Genomic DNA, 19,853 nt, shown 5'->3' with positions numbered 1-19,853 from the left:
CTTTCGCTTCGTGATTGGCTGTCGGATGGCCCCGATTTCTGATCATATCCACCGGTCGTTCGGCTGCGTGCGCTCATTGCGCTCGGCGCCGGTATTGAGCACGCCGCGAGGCTCGACGACCAGGATGTGCGTTTCCTGCGCGGCGCTGGGCTTGTGCTCGACGCCGCGCGGGACGACGAACAGCTCGCCCGGACGCAACGTGACCGAGCCGTCGCGGAACTCCAGCCGCAACTCGCCGGCCATGACCAGGAAGGCCTCGTCGGTCTCCGCATGCGCGTGCCAGACGAAGTCGCCTTCCACCTTGGCGATCTTGAACTGGTAGCCGTTGATCTCGGCCACGACGCGCTGCGACCACTGCTCGTGCAGCAGAGAGAGCTTGTCGGCGATGTTGACAGCGCGGTAGTCGCGCGACGGGAGGGGACGGGCCCCGGGCATGGCGGGAGCAGCGGGCGTGGGCATGGCGTTCGGCGCGTTCGGCGCGCAGGAGTGCATCGGAGCGCCCATCTTGGCGGGCGGCCCGCGGTTCGTCTTGAACGATCGTGCGTCTAGGTCGGCCTGGTCGGCCCTGTCGGCCCGGTCGGCCCGGTCGGCCCGGTCTTGCCCGACATGCGCAACCACCGCGCCGGTGTGACGCCGAACGCCTTCGCGAACTGGCGCGTCAGGTGGCTCTGGTCCGCGAAGCCGGCGTGGACGGCGCATGCCGCGAGCGGCTGTCCAGCGAGCATCAACCGGCGCGCGAGGTCCAGGCGCCGCAGCGTCAGATAGCGGTAGGGGCTGGTGCCGAAGCTGGCGCGGAAGTCGCGCGAGAGGCTCCATCGATCGCGCCCCGCGGCCTCGGCGAGTTCGTCCAGCGTCACGACGCTGTCGAGCCGGTCGTCCATGAGTTCGCGCGCGACGAGCGCGGCGCGGTAGTCGCCGTGCACCGGCCGCGGCGTGGCGCCGGCTGCGAGCTGCAAGGCGGTGGCGAGTTCCAGCAACCCGTCGTCCTGCTCCAGCGCATCGAGCGGCGCGGTCAGCTGCGTCAGCAGCGCGCGAGTGGCGCGAGCCAGTCGGGGATCGGTCGACACGCCGCCCGGCACGAAGGGCAGCGCGACGCCGCCCAGCATCTCCTGCAGCCGCGCCGGCGCCAGGTACAGCATGCGGTAGCGGAACCCGGCGTCGGTGCCCGCGTGCCCGTCGTGCAGTTCGTCCGGATGCAGCACGACCGTGTGCCCGGCCAGGCTGTGGCGCAATGACGAGCGGTAGGTGAAGGACTGGACGCCGCTCAGCGTGCTGCCGATGGCGTAGGTGTCGTGGCGATGCGGGGTGTAGGCCTCGCCATGAAAAAAGGCCTCGAGTCGATCGAGGCCGTCCTGGCCCGCGCCGTGGCGCACCCAGTCGGTGTCCGCGGCGCTGGCGTGCGTCATGGCAGGCTCAACGGACTCGGGAGGCTCAGTCCCAGGGCGCCGCTTCGGCGGCGAGGTCCTCGTCCTTCGCGGGCGAGGCCGTCTTCGACGCCTTCGATGCCGCGGCTCCAGAGGTGGATTCCGAGGCTGCCGGCTTGGACGACGCGCCGCCCGGGGCATGCTCCGCCGCGATCTTGGCGGACTGGCCGATGAAGTCGAGCTCGCCGCCCAGGCCTTCGATCATGTCGGGGATCAGCTGCGCGAGTTCGCCGGTGGCCAGCGCCGCGTCGACGTCGAAGGCCTCGTCCTTGGCCGGCTTGTCGCGGCCGTCGAAGACGACGTCCAGGAACTTGATGCCCTTGATCTGCATCGTGTCCGTCAGCGTGAAGGACACGCGTTCCTTCCAGGTCATCGCCAGGCGCGTGGGCATCTTGCCGCTGGTCAGGTGCGCCTTCACCTCGTCGGTGTCCAGGTGGTGGCGGGCGTAGCGCACGGCGGCCTTCATCTCGTCCGCGGCCTTGAGTTCGCAGTCGCGGTCGATGACGAACTCCGCCGGCGGCACGCCGTCCATCAGCCAGGCGGCCATGCAGGCGGCCGGCGATTCGGCGCTCTGGAGCAGGTGCAGGTTGATCGACGAGTCGGCCTTCACCAGCAGCGTGATCAGCTCGTCGGCCTTGCCGATGGAGCCCGCGTCCACCATCAGGAAGCCCTGCTTGGGGGAGATCCACACCCGCAGGTGGGACTGCAAGGTGAACGCGCGCGGCAGCAGCTCCAGCGTGGCCTGCTCCTTCATGTCGCGCTGCTGTTTCTTGCCAGGACGGCGGCCGGTCTCGAGCTCGATGCGCTCGACCATCTCGTCGACCTTCTCGCGCACGACGGAGCCGGGCAGCACGCGCTTCTCCATGCGCAGGCTCAGCAGCCAGTGATCGCCGATCTCTTCCAGCAGCCGCGCGCCCGGTTCGCCACGCGGCGGCACCCAGCCGGCGGACAGCGCTTCGGTGGCGCCGCAGGGGACGAAGCGCTCGTTCTCGAGGGCGTCCTCGAGCTTCTCGACATTGGGCTGCCAATCGGCAGACAGGCGGTAAACGATCAGGTTCTTGAACATACGGACGACAACTCGCGACAACGTCAGGACGACAGCAATGACAACGGGGCCACGCGGACGACGCGGGCCCCGTTCAAACGTTGCGGGGATTGTCTCAGGTCTGGCGGTCGCGCCGGCAGCGGAACAACCCCCTTGCGTTCATGCTTGCATCGGTTACGCGGACGCCGGCGCTTGCTGTTCGCTGGCGATCTGACGCAGCGCCTGCTCGAACGCCTCCGGCGGCTGGCCGCCGGAGATCAGGTACTTCTCGTTGATCACGACCGCCGGCACCGAGCTGATGCCTCGGCTCTGCCAGAGCGACTCGGACTCGCGCACCTCGTCGGCGAACTCGCCGCTGTCGAACACGCGCGCCGCTTCCGCGGCATCGAGACCGATCTCGCGCACGGTGTCGAGCAGCGTCTCGCGGTCGCCCGGGTTCCGGCCATTGGTGTGATACGCGGTCAGCAGCGCGAGCTTCAGGTCGCGCTGCGCCTGCGCCGATTGCAACCCGGCCCAGTGCAGCAGACGGTGGGCGTCGAAGGTGTTCCAGATGCGGCTGCGCGCGCCTTCGGTGAAGGTGAAGCCGACATCGGCGCCACGCTGCTTCAGATGGGCACGGATGTCCTTGCGCTGCTCGGGCGTCGAGCGGTACTTGCGCGTCAGGTGCTCCTCGATGTCCTCGCCTTCGGGGACCATCTGCGGGTTCAGCTCGAAGGGCTGGAAGTGGATGTCGACCCGCACGTCCGGCACGCGGGCGAGGGCGGTCTCCAGCGACTTCAGACCGACGGCGCACCAGGGGCAGGCGACGTCGGAGACGAAATCGATGCGCAGGGGTTGCAGCGGTTGGGCGGAAGAGGCAGCGGAAGAGGCGGTGGTGTCGTTCATGCCGCCGACTCTAGCCAGAAGCTCAAGTCAACACGCGGTCGCTGGGCTTTGCCAGGTAGAACCACTCGTGGCCGGGTTCGGCATTGTTGTTGGGGAAGACGATGCGGCCGCCGAAAGGCGCCAGCACCGGCGTGCCGTCGGCGCGGGCGCCGATGCGCTCGCCCTCGGCGATCGCGTCGAAGCTGGCCCAGGCGCGCGCGAAGGTGTCGTCCATGCTCTCACGGTCGATGACCTCATAGAGTTGCAGGCACTCGACCGGGCGCTTCGGATCGGCGAGTTCGACGCCCTCGGGCGCGATCATCCCCAGCAGCACCAGCGTGCGCAGGATCGCCTTGAAGGCGACCTCGGGCCCCTGCGGGTCGGCGTGCTGGCCGCATTCCAGCGTGATGCAGTAGCCGCCGGTGCTGCGCATGTATTCGGTCGTGCCGACGCCGTAATGGGGGTCCTGCTGCAGCGCCATCCTGCGCGAGCCGTCCGCGACCTTGTCGGCGCGGCGCTTCAGTCCCAGCGCGTAGGTCGACAGCCAGCCCTCGACCAGCCGCGAGGTGCCCACGGCCATCGCCAGCGCGCTCTCGGCGGCCTGGTGGCGGAAGGGTTCCAGCTCGCCGTCGTTGTCGCGCGGACCGATCATCGCGAAGGCCGGGCCGGGGTTGTTGAAGCTGTGCAGGTCCAGCAGCACGTCGCTGGCGGCGATCCACGGGCACAGGCGGTTGGCGATGCGGTCCTCGAAGTCCTGCGGGATCGGGTTGACGCGCAGGTTGCGGTTGAGGTTGCGCTCGCCTTCGCGGCGCTGCAGGCGGTGGGCCAGCGGGTTGACGATGGGGATCATCGTCAGCGTGCCCTTGAGCAGCGTCAGCGTGCCGTCGTCCAGCATCGTCAGCACGCGCTGGATGCCGCTGACGCCGGCGACCTCGTTGCCGTGCACGGCGCCCGTCACCAGCAGCTTGGGACCAGGCTTCAGGCCGGCGAACTGGTGGATGCGGAGGTGGGTCGGATGATCGGTGCGGGCGTCGCTCATGGCGTGGCGGAAGGGCTCGAAAAAGGAACCCGAAGCATAGGCCCGCGCGAGGCCGCGCACTGCGCCTGCGTGCGCGGCGCGTATGCCGAAAGCGCAGGCGGGGATGAGTTGAAGTTGAGGCGCGGAGCGCTGGACGATCGCCTTCGGTTCAGGCGAGTCCGGCCGGAGTTCAGCCGCCGAGGAGTGCGTCCGGATCGAGTGCCGCGTCGCAGGACCAGTGCGTGTTCGGCAGTTCGCCGGCGGGGACGCCGTCGACCCAGCGCGTCAGCCGGTACAGCGTGCCGAAGGCGAAGTCCGGCGGCGCCTCGCCCGGACCGGCGAGCAGCTCGCCGCCGCGGCGCACGTTGTCGGCCATCCAGGCCGGCAGGCGCAGGTGATACGGATTGCGGGCGATCTCGCCGTGGTGGCAGGCCAGCGCCCGCACCAGCAGCGCGGTGTCGCGCCGGCCGGTTTCGACGAGCGTCGTCGGCGAGGGCTGCGTGGCCCAGAACTCGGTGTGGGCGAAGACGGTGGAGATCTTCGCCTGAGCGAGCGCCTCGCTCACCAGCAGATGCACGCCGATGTGCGTCGGGATGCCGTCGCCGGCGTGCGGCACCAGGATCAGCGGCGGCTGCTCGGCGACCAGCAGTTCGGCCACCAACCGGACCTGCTGCTGCCACAGCGGCGTGCGCGCGTCGGCGGCTTCGGGCTTCACCTGCTCGAAGCCGTCCGCGGCCAGCAGGCGCAGGTCGAAGCCCAGCACGTCGCACGCGGCGCCGAGTTCCTTCCAGCGCTCGGCGCGGCGGTCCTGCCTGCTGCCCAGGGTGACCGCGATGTTGGTGACACGCCAGCCCGCTTCCTGCCGAAGCCGCAGCGGCAGCGCGCCGACGATGCATTCGTCGTCCGGATGCGGCGCGAAGACCAGCACGTGCGGCGGCTTGGTACCGGAACCCGCCGGGACCGACGCAGGCGTCGACTCGGATGCCAAAGGACTCACACCGGTACGCACAGGTTGGCGCAGGACCGCATACCAGCTGGCGATCCAGCTTTCCCATTCGGCCTGGCTGGCGGCGGGGCTGACGGTGGTCGGAAAACCTGGCGTAGGAACCGGAGAAGGGAAGTTCGCGTTCATCGGCGGGGCGTTGGCGGCCCGGGCATCAGCCGTCCGGGCGAGTTCGATCGACCCATCTTAGCGGGCCGGATCTCCGAATGGTATTACATTGGTAGTAAAACTAGATGGAGACCGGTGTAATCCCGGAAAAGACCGGTTGGATCTTCCGGCGGGCGTGCCGCGAGCCCGCCGCAGGTCCGATTGGTGGCCGCCGATGGCGGCAGCTGACGGTCGTCAGGACGGGGCGCGTCCCGGCCAGGTGGCCAGCACGACGCCGCCCAGCGCCAGCGCATAGGCGAGCATCTGGATGCCGTTCATCTGCTCGCCGAGGAAGATCAGACCGATCAGCGCGGCCGAGATCGGCAGGAAGACCATGAAGACTCCGGCCTTGGCGGCGCTGACGTGCTGCAGGCCCTTCATCCACAGCCAGACGGTGACCGTGCTGGCGGCGATCGCGTAGAAGAGCAGCAGGCCCCAGTCCTTGAGCGCGACGGTGCCGAAGTCGAAATCCACGGCTTGCCATAGGCCAAGCGGCGTCACGAGCGCCAGTCCCCAGAGGTTGATCAGCGCGCTGATGCGCCGGGGCGGCAGGTCGGCGGTGAGGTGCTTGCCGATGACGACGTAGCAGGCCTCGCAGCACATCGCGCCGACCAGCAGCAGGGCGCCCAGACCGGACGTTGCCGCGCCGGGGCTGTCGCCGTGCTTGCTGAGCGCCACCATCGCGATCCCGCCGACCGCCATCGCGATGCCGAACAGCGTGCGCGGCGCGATGCGTTCGCGCAGGAAGATCCAGCTCATCAGCGCGACGGTGGCGGGGATGCCGGCCATGATCACGCCGGCAACGACGGCCGAGCTGTGTTTCATCCCGAACAGCAGGCAGATCGAGAACAGGAAGTTCCCGAAGAACGATTCGAGGAAAAGCAGGAAGCGCGTGCGGCCGGTGAGCGGCTTCTCGGTCGGACCGCGCTTGAGCCACGGCAGCATGAACACGGCGGCCATGCCGAAGCGCAGGAAGGCCAGCAGGAAGACCGGGAACACGACGACCAGCAGCTTGGACAGACCGACGTAGCTGCCGATCACGCTCGTGCTGGCGGCCAGGCTGAGGTAGGAGAGCCACGGGACGTGGTGGCCGTGGTGGCCTTGCGCGCCATCGGCGCTTGCGTCGGCCGCGGCGGTAGCGGGTGTGCGGTCGGTTGTGGCGTTGGACATGGTGGGTGATGATGCCCGACGCACGGAGGGCTCAGACATGGCGACAGGGGGGGGAGCGACGGCGGCGGGTTACTCGGGAACGCCCCTCGCACGCAAGCTGGGGATCCAGGCGGGCAGCATCAAGGTCTGCGCCGTGAGCGACGTGTGGTCAGGCCTCAAGCTCGTCGCCCGCAAAGAACTCAAAGCAGTCAGCAGGTGATCGGGGACGGCAGGGCGCGGGGTTTTGGCGCTTGACGCCAAGGGAGAGCCGGACCGAGTTCAGTCCAGTGGACTGAACGCCGCCGGCGAGCGCTGGAAGACCAAAGGTCTGACAGCCCTGCGCTCTGGCGGCCAACGCCTGAGTCGAGGCAGGTGGAATACAGCCTCACTTCAACCGCCGCAACGCCACCCGGATCGCATCGATCATCCGATCCAGGTGCTCGCGTTCAGCGATCAACGGCGGCGACAGCGCCAGGATGTCGCCGGTCGTCCGGATCAGCACGCCTTGCTGCCAGCAGTCGAGGAAGGTTTCGAACGCGCGCTTGGTCGGCTCGCCGGCGCGCGGCGACAGCTCGACGCCGCCGACCAGGCCGAGGTTGCGCACGTCGATGACATGGGGCTCGCCGCGCAACGAGTGGAGCTGTTCGGCGAAGTAGCCTTGCAGCTCCGACGCCCGCGTCAGCAGGCCTTCCTCCGCGTAGGTGTCCAGCGTCGCGAGACCCGCCGCGCAGGCCAGCGGATGCGCCGAATACGTGTACCCGTGGAAGAACTCGATCAGGTGTTCCGGCCCGGTCATGAAGGTGTCGTGGATGCGCTGCTGCGCGAACACCGCGCCCATCGGCACGCAGCCGTTGGTGAGGCCCTTGGCGACCGTCATCAGGTCCGGCGTCACGCCGAAGGTCTGCGCCGCGAACGGACTGCCGGTGCGGCCGAAGCCGGTGATGACCTCGTCGAAGATCAGCAGGATGCCGTGCTTGTCGCAGATCTCGCGCAGCCGCTGCAGGTAGCCCTGCGGCGGGATCAGCACGCCGGCCGAGCCGGCCACGGGTTCCACGATCACCGCGGCGATCGTGGACGCGTCGTGCAGCGCGACCATCCGTTCCAGGTCGTCGGCCAGCTCCGCGCCGTGCGGCGGCAGGCCGACGCTGAAGGCATTGCGTCCGATGTCGTGCGTGTGGCGCAGGTGGTCGACGCCCGCCAGCAGCGAGCCGAACATCTTGCGGTTCGCCACCATCCCGCCCACCGACATGCCGCCGAAGTTGACGCCGTGATAGCCGCGCTCGCGGCCGATCAAGCGCGTGCGTTGGCCTTCGCCGCGCACGCGGTGGTAGGCCAGCGCGATCTTCAGCGCCGTCTCCACCGACTCCGACCCGGAGTTGGTGAAGAACACCTTGTTCATGCCCTCGGGCGCGATCTCCGCCAGTCGCGACGCCAGCTCGAACGCTTTCGGATGCGCCATCTGGAACGGCGGCGCGAAGTCGAGTTCCGCCGCCTGCCCCTGGATCGCCTTCACGATGCGAGGCCGGTTGTGGCCGGCGTTCACGCACCACAGGCCCGCGACGCCGTCCAGGATCTGCCGCCCCTGGTCGTCGGTGAAGAACATGCCGTCGGCACGCGTCAGCAGGCGCGGCGCCTGCTTGAACTGGCGGTTCGCCGTGAACGGCATCCAGTAGGCATCGAGATCGGGGCGGGCAGGGGTGGACATGAGGACTCCCGGAGCGCGCTCGGCGCGCGTGATCGATGGGCTCAGCGAGGGCTGGGCGATGGTCCCAGTCTAGGCAAGCGCACGCGCAATTGGTGAGCGTTCCGGCGGCGGGAAAACCCGCAACAACGCAATCCGATGCGGTGGTCTGGACGATTCTTCGAACAGAATGCCGTCCATGATCAAGGAAGTGCAACTGGATGCGATCGACCGCGCGATCCTCGCGGTCTTGCAGCGCGACGCGCGCATCTCGAATCAGGACCTCGCGCAACAGGTCCATCTCTCGCCGTCGGCCTGCCTGCGGCGGGTGAAGCGGCTGGAGGACTCCGGCGTGATCGACCGCGTCGTCGCGCTGCTCAATCCCAAGGCGATCGGCAAGCCGGGGACGAGCTGGACCATCGTCAACGTCGAACGCATGACGCCCGCCGCGCTGGCCGAGTTCGAGCAGGCCGTGAAGGACGCGCCCGACATCCTCGACTGCTTCTACGTCGCCGGCAGCAACGACTACCTGCTGCGATTCGCCTACAAGGACGCGGAAGACCTGGAGCGCCTGCACACGCATGTGCTCATGCAACTGCCGGGCGTGGCGAAGGCGAACTCGATGCTGGTGCTGCGCACGGTCAAGAAGACGAGCGCCTTCCCCTTGGAATGAGCGTGGACTGAGCGTTGGAGTGAGCGCTGGATCTGAGTTCCGCGCGGAGGGTCAGGCCGTGCGCGGCCGCAGCACGCGCAGCATCGGCAGCAGCTGGATCAGCAGCATCGCGCCCAGGATCAGCGCGCAGCCCAGCAGTCCGGCGCCGTTGAGGCGGTCGCCCATCATCAGGTAGCCGAAGACGGCGGCGAACAGCGTCTCGGACGACAGGATGATCGCGGCGTCCGCCGCGTGCGCGTAGCGCTGCGCGACGACCTGGCCGGTGAAGGCCACGCCCACCGACAGCACGCCGGTGTAGAGGATGGGCCCGGCGGCGGCCTGGATGCCGGCCCAACTCCACGATTCGAAGAACAGCGCCCAGACCAGCGCGACCACGCCGCAGAACAGGAACTGCCCGCCGGCCACGGTGAACGGCGCGTTCATCCGGTCCGCGACCATGCCCACCAGCAGCACGTGCACCGCCCAAGGCAGCGAGGACGCGATGACCCAGGCGTCGCCCGCGCCGATGTTCAGTTCGTGCGCGCCCGACAGCAGGAAGGCGCCCACCAGGCAGGCCAGCGCCCCCGGCCACACCGACCAGTGCGGCAGGTGGCGCAGCACCAGCCAGCCCAGCAGCGGCACCAGAGGCACGTACAGCGCGGTCAGGAAGCCGGCGTTGGTGACCGAGGTGTACTGGATGCCGATCTGCTGCAGCGCCGCGCCCGTGGTCAGCAGCGCGCCCAGTCCCATGATCTTCAGCGCGTCGCTGCCGCGCAGCACCGTCGCGCCCGGCGCGCGGCGCTCGCGAACGATGAGCGGCAGCACGACCAGCGCGCCGATCAGGAAGCGGATCCCGGTGAACATCATCGGACCGATGCTCTCCATGCCGTGGGCCTGGGCGACGAACGCCGAGCCCCAGATCATCGCGATCAGGGTCAGCAGCAGATTGGCTTGGATGCGGGTCATGGGCGGGAGTGTCGGGGATCTCGGCGCCCGCGCCGGATGGCACGGGCGGGTCAGCCTTCTTGGGCTGGCAGGGGACGCTTGCAGCAGCAGCTTTCGCCGAAGTTTGCAGGCAGCGCGGCCGTCAACTGCTCAGGTAGGCGATCTCTTCGTCGCTGAAGCCGGCGGCGCTGCGCGCCTCGACGTTGAACGGCGGGCGCAGCCGCGGCGCCTCGTAGCGTTCGACGAGCTCGGGATACAGCGTCAGCGGATCCAGCCCGCGCTCGCGGCACAGGTGGCGGTACCAGTGGTTGCCGATGCGGACGTGGCCGACCTCGTCGCGCAGGATCACGTCGAGGATCTCCACCGCGCGGATGTCGCCGGCCTTCGCCAACTTCGCCTGGAGCGGCGGTGTCGCGTCCAGCCCGCGCGCTTCCAGCGTGCGCGGCACCAGCGCCATGCGCGCGAGCACATCGCCCGCCGTGCGCATCGCCATCGTCCACAGCCCGTCGTGCGCGTCGAAGTCGCCGTAGGACTTGCCGAGGCCGCGCAGATGCTCGTCCAGCAGCGTGAAGTGCAGCGCCTCCTCGGACGCGACCTGCAGCCAGTCGAGGTAGTAGGCGCGCGGCATGCCGGGGAAGCGCCAGACCGCGTCCAGCGCCAGGTTGATCGCGTTGAACTCGATGTGCGCGATCGCATGGATCAGCGCCGCTCGGCCTTCCGGCGTGAAGGGCGAGCGGGAGGCCACCTTCACGGCCGCGAGCAGGCGCGGTCGCTCGGGGCGGCCGGGCGGCTCGGTGTCGGGCGCGAGGCGGGCGGCGGTGTCGAGCGTGACCGCGTCGATCGCTGCTTCCGAGGCCGGCGCGGCGTCGGCGCCGGTGGCGACCGCGTACAGCGCCCGGGCCGCCAGCGCCTTGGCCAGCGGATCCGCGATCAGAAGCACCTGCAGCGCGCGGGTTCGAAGTTCCATTCGTAGAATTATCCCTTTTGGAAAAGCTGGAGCAGCGCATGGCCGTCTACCGCCTCGGCGAACACACGCCGGAACTCGGCACCGGCGTCTGGGTCGCCGACAGCGCGCAGGTCGTCGGCCGCGTCACGCTCGGCGACGACGTCAGCGTCTGGTTCAACGCCGTCCTGCGCGGCGACAGCGAGCACCTCACCATTGGCGCCGGCAGCAACATCCAGGACGGCAGCGTCCTGCACGCCGATGCCGGCATGCCGCTGGTCCTCGGCCGCAACGTCACCGTCGGCCACCAGGTCATGCTGCACGGCTGCAGTGTCGGCGACAACGCGCTGATCGGCATCGGCGCGGTCGTGCTCAACGGCGCGCGCATCGGCGCCAACTGCCTGGTCGGCGCCGGCGCGCTGGTCACCGAAGGCAAGGAATTCCCCGACGGCAGTCTCATCGTCGGCTCGCCCGCGCGGGTCGTGCGCGAGCTCACGCCGCAGCAGATCCAGGGCCTGGCGATGAGCGCCGCCCATTACGTCAGGAACGGCCAGCGCTACGCCGAGGAACTCGTCCGCATCGACAGCCCGCGCATTGACGATCCTCAATCCGCCCCCAGATAACTCGAATTCAAAGGAACCCCATGGCCACGCCCGTCACGACGATCAAGCCCGCTCCGAGCGAGCTCCACAAATTCCTCTTCGAAGGCCTGCCCGTGCGCGGCATGCTGGTCCGGCTCGACGACAGCTGGAAGGAACTGCTGGGCCGCCGCAAGGAGCCGCTGGCCCCGGCCGTGCGCGACCTGCTCGGCCAGATTACTGCGGCCGGCGTCCTCATGCAGGCCAACATCAAGTTCAACGGCGCGCTGATCTTCCAGGTGATGGGTGATGGACCGCTGAAGCTGGCGGTCGTCGAGGTGCAGCCGGATGCGAGCTTCCGCTCCACCGCCAAGACGCGCGAGACGGTGGTCGACGGCGCGACCCTGCAGCAGATGCTCAACGTGCACGGCCAGGGCCGAGTCGCGATCACGCTCGATCCCAAGGACCGTCTCCCGGGCCAGCAGCCGTATCAGGGCGTCGTACCGCTGAGCGGTCCGCAGGGGCAGCCGCTGGAGAAGCTCAGCGATGTGCTGCAGCACTACATGCGGCAGTCCGAGCAATTGGAGACCACGCTGGTGCTGGCCGCCAACGACCAGCTCGCTGCCGGCCTGCTGATCCAGCGCCTGCCGATCGAAGGCGAGGGCAACCTCGAGCCGGGCGCCAGCTCGGGCGTCGCGCGCGAGGAGATGGAGGAAGCCTACAACCGCATCAGCATGCTGGCCGCGACCTTGACCGCGGAAGAGCTGCTGACGCTGGACAGCGACACCATCCTGCGCCGCCTCTTCTGGGAAGAGAACGTCCGCCGTTTCGATCCGCAGTACCCGCGTTTTGCCTGCACCTGCTCACGCGAGCGCGTCGGCCGCATGCTGCTGGGCCTGGGCAGACAGGAAGTTGACGAGATCCTGGCCGAGCTGGGCGGCGTCGAGATTGGCTGCGAGTTCTGCGGCAACCACTACGTCTTCGACCCGGTGGATGTTGGCGAACTCTTCACCGACCCCCAGTACCAGGCCCCGGGCTCGAAGAACGTCCAGTAACCAGACGCCTCACCGATCGCCTCGCCAAGAACCGGGGTCAACGAGCGCTGGTGGGGCCGGAGTGATGCTGGGGGTTCGCGGACGCGATGCCCCCTGCGTCGCGGAGAGCCCGCGCCTGGCTTTCCGGAGTCGTTCTTCGAATGCGGTCAGGGCGTATCCACGCGCACGACCCGATCCAGCGCCGTGGCCTTCACGCGCTGGGTCCCATGGGCCTTAAAGTAGGCCTCCAGCGCGTCCACATCCATCGGTCCGGTCTGCACCAGTCGCGCGGTCGTGAAGGTCTTGAAGCTGTCGCCGCCGACCTGCAGGAAGTTGTTGATGGCGACGCGGATCTTCTGGTCCGGCGTGATTGCCCGGCCGTTCAGCGTCATGCTCCCGGGCACCACGTGCGAGCCGAACGGACGGCGGTTGTCCCAGCGGTAGTTGAAGCCGTGCGAGGTCTGCAGCGGCAGGAATTTCTTCGGGTCGTTGGCCCACCATTGTTCTTCCAGCACGGCCTGCAGCTGCGCGCCTGACAGCTCGACCACCACCAGTGCGTTCGAGAACGGCAGCGCCGCGAACAGGTCGCCGTAGGTGACCGTGTCGTCCGCGCGGTGGATCAGCCCGGTGCGCACGCCGCCGATGTTCTGGAACGCGACCTGCGCGCCGCCGTTCTCCGGCGCGCGCGTTGCGGCCAGCATCGCGTCGGCCACGAGCTGGCCCATTGTCGTGCCGCCGCCGTCATTCCTGTCGTTGCCTTCCTTGCTCAGCGCCTGCGCCAGGAAACCGACCTTCCGTTCGATCAGCGGCTGCGCCACATGCTGGTAGCTGCTGATGAGCAGCGTCTGGCGCGGGTCCTTGGCGGTCTCCGGGCGCACCACGACGTTGTTGGCGCGGACCTCGGTCATCGTGCCGGTGGTGCGGTCCAGGGTCAGGTCGATTTCGGTGACCAGGGTGCCGTACTTGTCGCCGCTGGTGACGAGGCGGCCGTCGATGCGACAGTTGTAGGCGCGGTGCGTGTGACCCGAGACGATCAGGCCGACGCGCTTGTCCAGCTTCTTGACGATGTCGACGATCGGGCCCGAGATCTCCGGGCAGTCGTTGATGCCGCCGGTCGGGTAGCCGCCTTCGTGGATCAGCACGACGAAGGCGTGCACGCCCTGGCGGTCCAGTTCGGGCACCAGGCGGTTGATCGTCTCGGCTTCGTCGTCGAAACGCAGGCCGCGGATGCCGGTCGGGCTGACCAGCTCCGGCGTGCCCTTCAGGGACAGGCCGATGAAGCCCACCGGCACGCCGTCGAAGCGCTTGATCGCGTAGGCCGGCAGCACCGACTGGCCGGTCTTCTCGTCGATGGTGCTGGCGGCCAGGTACTGGTACTTCGCGCCCTTGAATTCGGTCGGGCCTTTGCAGCCGTCCTTCGGGTGGCAACCGCCGCGCTGCTTGCGCAGCAGCTCGTCGATGCCCTGGTCGAACTCGTGATTGCCGACAGAGGAGAGGTCCAGTCCCATCAGGCCGAGCGACTCGATGGTCGACTCGTCGTGGAACAGCGCCGACAGCAACGGGCTCGCGCCCACCAGGTCGCCTGCGGCCACGAACACGTGGTTGGGGTTTTTCGCCTTGATCTGCGCCACCACCGTGGCCATGCGCTCGGCGCCGCCGGCGGCCAGCGTGATCGTCTTGTCGGGATTTTGCGGGTCCGGCAGCTTGATGCCGCCGGCAGGCGGGAGCAGGTTGCCGTGGAAATCGTTGATCGCCAGCACCTTGACGGCGACCGAGCCTGTCATGGGTTTTGCGGGCTGGGCCGTCCTGGCGGCGGTCGCATCCAGCGCGGGCGGCAGCGGGGCCTGCGGTCCGGAAGAGCTCAGCGATCCGCAGGCGGCGAGCAGCGCCGCGCTGAGCAGCATGGCGAGGGCGCCGATCGGGCGGCGGACGGAAGGACGGTTCATCGGGGGGAGGCTCCAGGAACGCCATCAAACGCGACAACGCACTGTCCGCAAATGTTTGCGATGGCGAAGCGGCGGATTGTGCCTCGGCTGTGTGGCGGCGCCGTGAGCGCTGCGTTCAGCCGCGCGGCTGGCGTTCCGTCGCGCGGCCGGCAGTGCGGCTGGCGTGCTCGCACGCCGGGTCGTCGCAGAGTTCGCAGCCCAACCAGCGGCCGTCGCCGCCCAGGCTTTCCTCGCGCTGCAGCAGGCGGCCGAAGAGACCGTCCTCGCGGCCGAGATGCGGCCTCAGCAGCGGACCGAGCGCATTGAGCGCCTGCTGCAGCCGCTCCGCGCCGCTGCCCGAGACCAGGCTGTAGCCCAGGCCCGCGTCGCGCAGTGCGCGGCGCAGCAGGCGATCGGTGGGCTGTTGCGCATGCGGGCCGTCGCGCATGATGTCGCCGACCCAGGGCAGGTCCAGCGCCATCAGCAGCGTGGCGTCCATGTGGGCCTGGACCTGCAGCGCGAACGGGTAGAGGCTGACGTCGTCGAAGAGCAGCTCGCTGTAGACGGCGGTCATCAACGGCGTCGTGTCGTGCAGGACGAGGTCGTGATCCAACGCGGCGGCTTCGCCCCGGCGCCATTGCTCCTCGGCGATCGCGCGCTGCTCGTCGGGGCGCGGCGTGCGCTGTTCGCGCTCGCACCACTCGCGCAGGTATTCGCCGACCAGCGCGCAGCGCAGCCGCGTTTGGGTGCTCAGGTGCGTGAGCAGCGAGACCCCGAGCCGGCTCTTGCCGGTGCTCTCGGCGCCGACGAGGGCGATGTGCAAGGTCATGGAGGACAGCCGGCGTGGACGCTTCGGGTCGACGGGGTCAGGCGTCGCCGTTCAAGCGGCGATCGCCGCGGGCCGCAGCTGTCGCTGCCAGGCGCGCCAGCCCGCCACGGACATCGGCACGAACACCGCGTACAACACGACCGTCAGCCAGTAGCCCTTGAGCGCGAACAGCCCGATGCTGACCAGGTTGACCATCACCCAGACGGGCCAGTTCTCCTGGTACTTGCGGCCGAGCAGCCACTGTCCGGTGATGCTGGCCACCGTCGGGAGGGCATCCCAATAGGGGAGGGGGGAATCGGTGCGGTGCTGCAGGAACAGTCCCAGCAGCGGCCAGGCCGCGAGCGTGAACAGCACGGCGGTGAGACGGCCCTTGGGGCCGAGCGTGCGCACATGCAGCGCGTCGCCGTCCGCGGTGCGCCCGCGCATCCACTGCCACCAGCCCCACAGCGCCAGCGCGGCGAACAGCAGCTGCAACGTGGCCTCGCCGTAGAGCTTGCCGCTCCAGAACAGCAGGAAATAGAGCAGCGAACTGGTCAGTGCCAGCGGCCATGCCATCACCTGCACGCGCATGTTGCAAACGACCATCCAGATCGCCAGCGCGAACGCGACGAGCTCCAGCCAGCTGATCGGGCTGCCGAGGGCATGGAAAGCGGGCGAGAGCGCCCAGGCGAACAGAGCATCCATCGGCGACAGCATGCGGGAATGTGGAAGTTCAGCGGCGCAGCGGGACGAAGACCTCGTCCGGCTTGACCATGCCCAGTTCCATGCGGGCCTTTTCCTCGACCATCTCGAGGCCTTCTCGCAGGTCCAGCAGTTCGGCCTGCAGCTGCGTGTTGCGCGCGCGGGCCTTCTCGTTGGCGTCGGCCTGCTCGCGCAGCTCGGCGCGCAGCTGCACGCCGCGGGCCAGGCCGCCCTTGCCGAACCAGAGCTGGGCCTGGATGGCGACAAGGAACGCGGTGAGGACGATGGCCAGGGCTTTCACAGGCCGCGAGTTTAGCTGCAACGAAAAAGGGCAGGCCCGCAGGCCTGCCCTTCGAACGCGGGGAGCGCCCGCGCCGCCCCTGTCGTCGACGCCCTCTGCCAGGGCAGAGGAGCGCCGCCGGCGATCAGCGCAGGTTGTAGAACGCCGCGCGACCGGGGTACACCGCCACGTCGCCCAGGTCTTCCTCGATGCGCAGCAGCTGGTTGTACTTGGCCATGCGGTCCGAGCGCGACAGCGAACCCGTCTTGATCTGGCCGGCGTTCAGCCCGACGGCGATGTCGGAGATGGTCGAGTCCTCGGTCTCGCCCGAACGGTGCGAGATCACGGCCGTGTAGCCGGCGCGCTTGGCCATCTCGATGGCGGCGAAGGTCTCGGTCAGCGTGCCGATCTGGTTGATCTTGATCAGGATCGAGTTGGCGATGCCCTTGTCGATGCCTTCCTTCAGGATCTTGGTGTTGGTGACGAACAGGTCGTCGCCCACCAGCTGCACCTTGTCGCCCAGCTTCTCGGTGATGTGCTTCCAGCCGTCCCAGTCGCCTTCGGCCATGCCGTCCTCGATCGAGATGATGGGGTACTTGTCGACCCAGGTGGCCAGCATGTCGGTCCACTGTTCGGCCGACAGCTGGATGCCGCCTTCGCCTTCCAGCACGTACTTGCCGTCCTTGTAGAACTCGCTGGCGGCGCAGTCCAGGCCCAGGGCGATCTGCTCGCCTGCGGTGTAGCCGGCCTTGTCGATCGCTTCCAGGATCATCTGGATCGCGGCTTCATGGTTCTCGACGTTCGGGGCGAAGCCGCCTTCGTCGCCGACCGCCGTCGACATGCCCTTGGCGTCGATGATCTTCTTCAGCGCATGGAAGACTTCCGCGCCCCAGCGCAGCGCCTCGCGGAACGACGGCGCGCCCACGGGGATGATCATCAGTTCCTGCAGATCGATCGAGTTGTTGGCGTGCGCCCCGCCGTTGATGACGTTCATCATCGGCACCGGCAACTGGTTGCCGCTCATGCCGCCGAAGTAGCGGTACAGCGGCAGGCCCGACTCTTCCGCGGCGGCGCGCGCCACGGCCATCGACACGGCCAGCATCGCGTTGGCGCCCAGGCGGCTCTTGTTCTCGGTGCCGTCCAGGTCGATCAGGGTCTTGTCCAGGAAGGCCTGCTCGGAGGCGTCCAGGCCCAGCACGGCTTCCGAGATCTCGGTGTTGATGTGCTCGACGGCCTTCAGCACGCCCTTGCCCAGGTAGCGCGACTTGTCGCCGTCACGCAGTTCGATGGCTTCGCGCGAGCCGGTCGACGCGCCCGACGGCACGGCGGCGCGGCCCATCACGCCGGACTCCAGCAGCACGTCGCATTCCACGGTGGGGTTGCCGCGGCTGTCGAGGATCTCTCGGCCGACGATGTCAACAATGGCGCTCATGGGAACAGTCTCCAGAAGTGAAAAAACTCGGTCGGCGCGCATGGTGCCAGCAACGGGTTACCTGTGCTGAACAACCTGCGGCCTGAATGGGGGACGAAAAAAAGCCACCGGGCCGCTCGCCGTCCGTCTGGACAGGCTGGCGGCGCGATGGCTCGTGTCGGGCATGGCGGGGGATCAGACGCCGTCGACCACGATCATGCGCATGACGCCGGCGTGCTCGCGCAACGACTTGGCGTGCTGGTAAGTCTCGGAAGCGTAGAAACGCTTCGCAGCCTCGCGGTCGGGGAACTTCAGCACCACCAGGCGGTTCGGCGTCCAGGGGCCTTCCAGCACCTCGAACGCGCCGCCGCGGACCAGCACTTCCGCGCCATGCTCCTGCATCGCCTTCGTGCTCCATTCGCGGTACTTCGCCATCTGGTCGGCGTCGGTCACGGTCACGTCGGCAATGATGAAGGCGGGCATGGGCGGTGTCTCTGATCGTTGGTGTCTGAAGTCGTCCCGGATCCCGAGGGCTCAGGCCGCCGCGGGCGCGCTGACCTCGTGGCCGGCCTTGGCCTTGTGTTCCAGCGCGGCCTTGATGAACGCGATGAACAATGGGTGGCCGTCCCACGGGGTCGACTTGAACTCCGGGTGGAACTGCACGCCCATGTACCAGGGGTGCACGTTGCGCGGCAGCTCGACGATCTCGGTCAACTTCTCGCGCTGCGTGATCGCCGAGATCACCAGGCCGGCGTCCTGCAGCTGGTCCAGGTAGGCCTCGTTGGCTTCGTAGCGGTGGCGGTGACGCTCGTTCACGACCGGGCCGTAGATCTCGTAGGCCAGCGTGCCCGGCTTCACGTCGGAACTCTGCGCCCCCAGGCGCATCGTGCCGCCGAGGTCGGACTGGGCCGTGCGCTTCTGGATGGAGCCGTCCGCGTCCTGCCATTCGTCGATCAGCGCGATCACCTTGTGCGGCGCGTCGGGTTCGAACTCGGTCGAGTTCGCGCCGTCCAGATGCGCCTTGTGGCGCGCGTATTCGATGGTCGCGACCTGCATGCCCAGGCAGATGCCCAGGTAAGGCGTCTTGTGTTCGCGGGCGTACTGGGCGGCGAGGATCTTGCCCTCGACGCCGCGCTTGCCGAAGCCGCCCGGCACCAGGATCGCGTCGTACTTGTCCAGCTGCTTCGAGTGTTCCGCGTCCAGCGTCTCTGAGTCCACATACTCGATGTTGACGCGGGCGTGGTTGTGGATGCCGGCGTGGCGCAGCGCCTCGTTCAGCGACTTGTAGCTGTCCGACAGGTCGGTGTACTTGCCGCACATGGCGATGGTGACTTCGGTCTTGGGGTTCTCGACCTCGTTGACCAGCGTGTCCCAGCGCTTCAGGTCGGTGGACTTGGTGTTGAGCTGGAGCTTGGTGCAGATCAGCTGGTCCAGGCCCTGTTCATGCAGCACGCGCGGCACCTTGTAGATGGTGTTCACGTCCCACATGGAAATCACGCCGTACTCGGGCACGTTGGTGAACAGCGAGATCTTCTCGCGCTCGTCGTCCGGCACGCGGCGGTCGGCGCGGCACAGCAGCGCGTCGGGCTGGATGCCGATCTCGCGCAGCTTCTGCACCGTGTGCTGGGTGGGCTTGGTCTTGAGCTCGCCGGCGGCGGCGATCCAGGGCACGTAGGTCAGGTGCACGAATGCGACGTTCGTGGGACCCATCTTCAGGCTCATCTGGCGCGCGGCTTCGAGAAAGGGCAGCGACTCGATGTCGCCGACCGTGCCGCCGATCTCGACGATCGCCACGTCCACCGCGTCCGGCGTGCCGTGACCGGCGCCGCGACGGATGAAGTCCTGCATCTCGTTGGTGATGTGCGGGATCACCTGGACGGTCTTGCCGAGGTAGTCGCCGCGACGTTCCTTCTCCAGCACCGACATGTAGATCTGTCCGGTGGTGAAGTTGTTGCTCTTCTTCATCCGCGTGGTGATGAAGCGCTCATAGTGACCCAGGTCCAGGTCGGTCTCCGCGCCGTCGTCGGTCACGAACACTTCACCGTGCTGGAACGGCGACATCGTCCCCGGATCCACGTTGATGTAGGGATCCAGCTTGATCAGGGTGACGTTGAGGCCGCGGGACTCGAGGAGGGCCGCCAGGGAGGCTGATGCGATGCCCTTGCCGAGAGAGGACACGACACCGCCGGTGACGAAGACGTACTTGGTCATTGTCTTGCAGCGCCGGGATTTCCGACCGGAATC

20 protein-coding genes are annotated in these 19,853 nt (G+C 68.3%); 3 read left to right on the top strand and 17 right to left on the bottom strand.

Going from position 1 to position 19,853, the window contains the following annotated elements; all coding sequences use genetic code 11:
- Positions 1–42: 42 nt before the first annotated feature.
- The 8 genes from PV762_RS18900 to PV762_RS18865 form a co-directional block, all read right to left on the bottom strand.
- Entirely contained in the window at positions 43–459 is a 417-nt protein-coding gene (locus PV762_RS18900) for a cupin domain-containing protein (protein ID WP_421036543.1), read from the bottom strand.
- Positions 460–545: 86 nt separating this feature from the next.
- On the bottom strand, positions 546–1,406 hold the full coding sequence (locus tag PV762_RS18895; RefSeq protein ID WP_421036542.1) for an AraC family transcriptional regulator: 861 nt from the start codon (positions 1,404–1,406) through the stop codon (positions 546–548).
- A gap of 25 nt (positions 1,407–1,431) precedes the next feature.
- The gene (locus PV762_RS18890) at positions 1,432–2,490 is read right to left on the bottom strand and encodes a recombination-associated protein RdgC (protein WP_421036541.1); all 1,059 of its coding nucleotides are present in this window, start codon (positions 2,488–2,490) and stop codon (positions 1,432–1,434) included.
- Between the two features lie 153 nt (positions 2,491–2,643).
- Complete coding sequence (locus PV762_RS18885; protein ID WP_421036540.1) at positions 2,644–3,354, bottom strand: DsbA family oxidoreductase; 711 nt, start codon at positions 3,352–3,354, stop codon at positions 2,644–2,646.
- Between the two features lie 22 nt (positions 3,355–3,376).
- Positions 3,377–4,372: a succinylglutamate desuccinylase/aspartoacylase family protein gene (locus PV762_RS18880; protein WP_421036539.1), complete on the bottom strand. Its 996-nt coding sequence runs from the start codon at positions 4,370–4,372 to the stop codon at positions 3,377–3,379.
- 169 nt (positions 4,373–4,541) lie between these two features.
- Positions 4,542–5,483: a PIG-L deacetylase family protein gene (locus PV762_RS18875; RefSeq protein ID WP_421036538.1), complete on the bottom strand. Its 942-nt coding sequence runs from the start codon at positions 5,481–5,483 to the stop codon at positions 4,542–4,544.
- 213 nt (positions 5,484–5,696) lie between these two features.
- On the bottom strand, positions 5,697–6,671 hold the full coding sequence (locus tag PV762_RS18870) for a DMT family transporter (RefSeq protein ID WP_421036537.1): 975 nt from the start codon (positions 6,669–6,671) through the stop codon (positions 5,697–5,699).
- A 364-nt stretch (positions 6,672–7,035) separates the two neighbouring features.
- Positions 7,036–8,355, bottom strand: coding sequence for an aspartate aminotransferase family protein (locus tag PV762_RS18865; protein ID WP_421036536.1), 1,320 nt, complete (start codon positions 8,353–8,355; stop codon positions 7,036–7,038).
- A gap of 175 nt (positions 8,356–8,530) precedes the next feature.
- Between PV762_RS18865 and PV762_RS18860 the strand changes: the two genes are divergently transcribed.
- Entirely contained in the window at positions 8,531–9,004 is a 474-nt protein-coding gene (locus tag PV762_RS18860; protein WP_421036535.1) for an Lrp/AsnC family transcriptional regulator, read from the top strand.
- Positions 9,005–9,055: 51 nt separating this feature from the next.
- Here PV762_RS18860 and PV762_RS18855 read toward each other — a convergent pair whose 3' ends face one another.
- Positions 9,056–9,949: a DMT family transporter gene (locus PV762_RS18855; RefSeq protein ID WP_421036534.1), complete on the bottom strand. Its 894-nt coding sequence runs from the start codon at positions 9,947–9,949 to the stop codon at positions 9,056–9,058.
- A 121-nt stretch (positions 9,950–10,070) separates the two neighbouring features.
- A complete protein-coding gene (locus tag PV762_RS18850) occupies positions 10,071–10,895 on the bottom strand; it encodes a ferritin-like domain-containing protein (RefSeq protein WP_421036533.1) in 825 nt (274 codons plus the stop codon).
- A 38-nt stretch (positions 10,896–10,933) separates the two neighbouring features.
- Between PV762_RS18850 and PV762_RS18845 the strand changes: the two genes are divergently transcribed.
- Together PV762_RS18845 and PV762_RS18840 are read left to right on the top strand one after the other, a co-directional pair.
- On the top strand, positions 10,934–11,494 hold the full coding sequence (locus PV762_RS18845; protein ID WP_421036532.1) for a gamma carbonic anhydrase family protein: 561 nt from the start codon (positions 10,934–10,936) through the stop codon (positions 11,492–11,494).
- Positions 11,495–11,514: 20 nt separating this feature from the next.
- Positions 11,515–12,504 carry an Hsp33 family molecular chaperone HslO gene (locus PV762_RS18840; protein WP_421036531.1) on the top strand — a complete coding sequence of 330 codons (990 nt, stop codon included), beginning with the start codon at positions 11,515–11,517 and terminating at the stop codon, positions 12,502–12,504.
- A gap of 146 nt (positions 12,505–12,650) precedes the next feature.
- On the opposite strand, the gene PV762_RS18835 is transcribed toward PV762_RS18840, so the two are convergent.
- From PV762_RS18835 to PV762_RS18805, 7 genes are all read right to left on the bottom strand, one after another.
- Positions 12,651–14,429 (bottom strand): bifunctional metallophosphatase/5'-nucleotidase, encoded by a 1,779-nt coding sequence (locus tag PV762_RS18835; protein ID WP_421036530.1) that lies wholly within the window; start codon positions 14,427–14,429, stop codon positions 12,651–12,653.
- A 115-nt stretch (positions 14,430–14,544) separates the two neighbouring features.
- Complete coding sequence (locus PV762_RS18830; RefSeq protein WP_421036529.1) at positions 14,545–15,237, bottom strand: AAA family ATPase; 693 nt, start codon at positions 15,235–15,237, stop codon at positions 14,545–14,547.
- 51 nt (positions 15,238–15,288) lie between these two features.
- Positions 15,289–15,921, bottom strand: a complete 633-nt coding sequence (gene pnuC / locus PV762_RS18825) for a nicotinamide riboside transporter PnuC (protein ID WP_421036528.1) — start codon at positions 15,919–15,921, stop codon at positions 15,289–15,291.
- A gap of 28 nt (positions 15,922–15,949) precedes the next feature.
- Complete coding sequence (gene ftsB, locus PV762_RS18820; RefSeq protein ID WP_088405488.1) at positions 15,950–16,219, bottom strand: cell division protein FtsB; 270 nt, start codon at positions 16,217–16,219, stop codon at positions 15,950–15,952.
- Between the two features lie 124 nt (positions 16,220–16,343).
- Complete coding sequence (gene eno, locus PV762_RS18815; protein WP_297529437.1) at positions 16,344–17,630, bottom strand: phosphopyruvate hydratase; 1,287 nt, start codon at positions 17,628–17,630, stop codon at positions 16,344–16,346.
- A 174-nt stretch (positions 17,631–17,804) separates the two neighbouring features.
- Positions 17,805–18,092 (bottom strand): DUF1330 domain-containing protein, encoded by a 288-nt coding sequence (locus PV762_RS18810; RefSeq protein ID WP_421036527.1) that lies wholly within the window; start codon positions 18,090–18,092, stop codon positions 17,805–17,807.
- A gap of 51 nt (positions 18,093–18,143) precedes the next feature.
- Entirely contained in the window at positions 18,144–19,820 is a 1,677-nt protein-coding gene (locus PV762_RS18805) for a CTP synthase (RefSeq protein ID WP_421036526.1), read from the bottom strand.
- Between the last annotated feature and the right edge of the window lie 33 nt (positions 19,821–19,853).

Origin of the sequence: Mitsuaria sp. CC2 (genome assembly GCF_048957715.1) — a bacterium.
GTDB lineage: Bacteria > Pseudomonadota > Gammaproteobacteria > Burkholderiales > Burkholderiaceae_C > Roseateles.
This window is presented reverse-complemented; position numbering and strand designations above follow the sequence as displayed.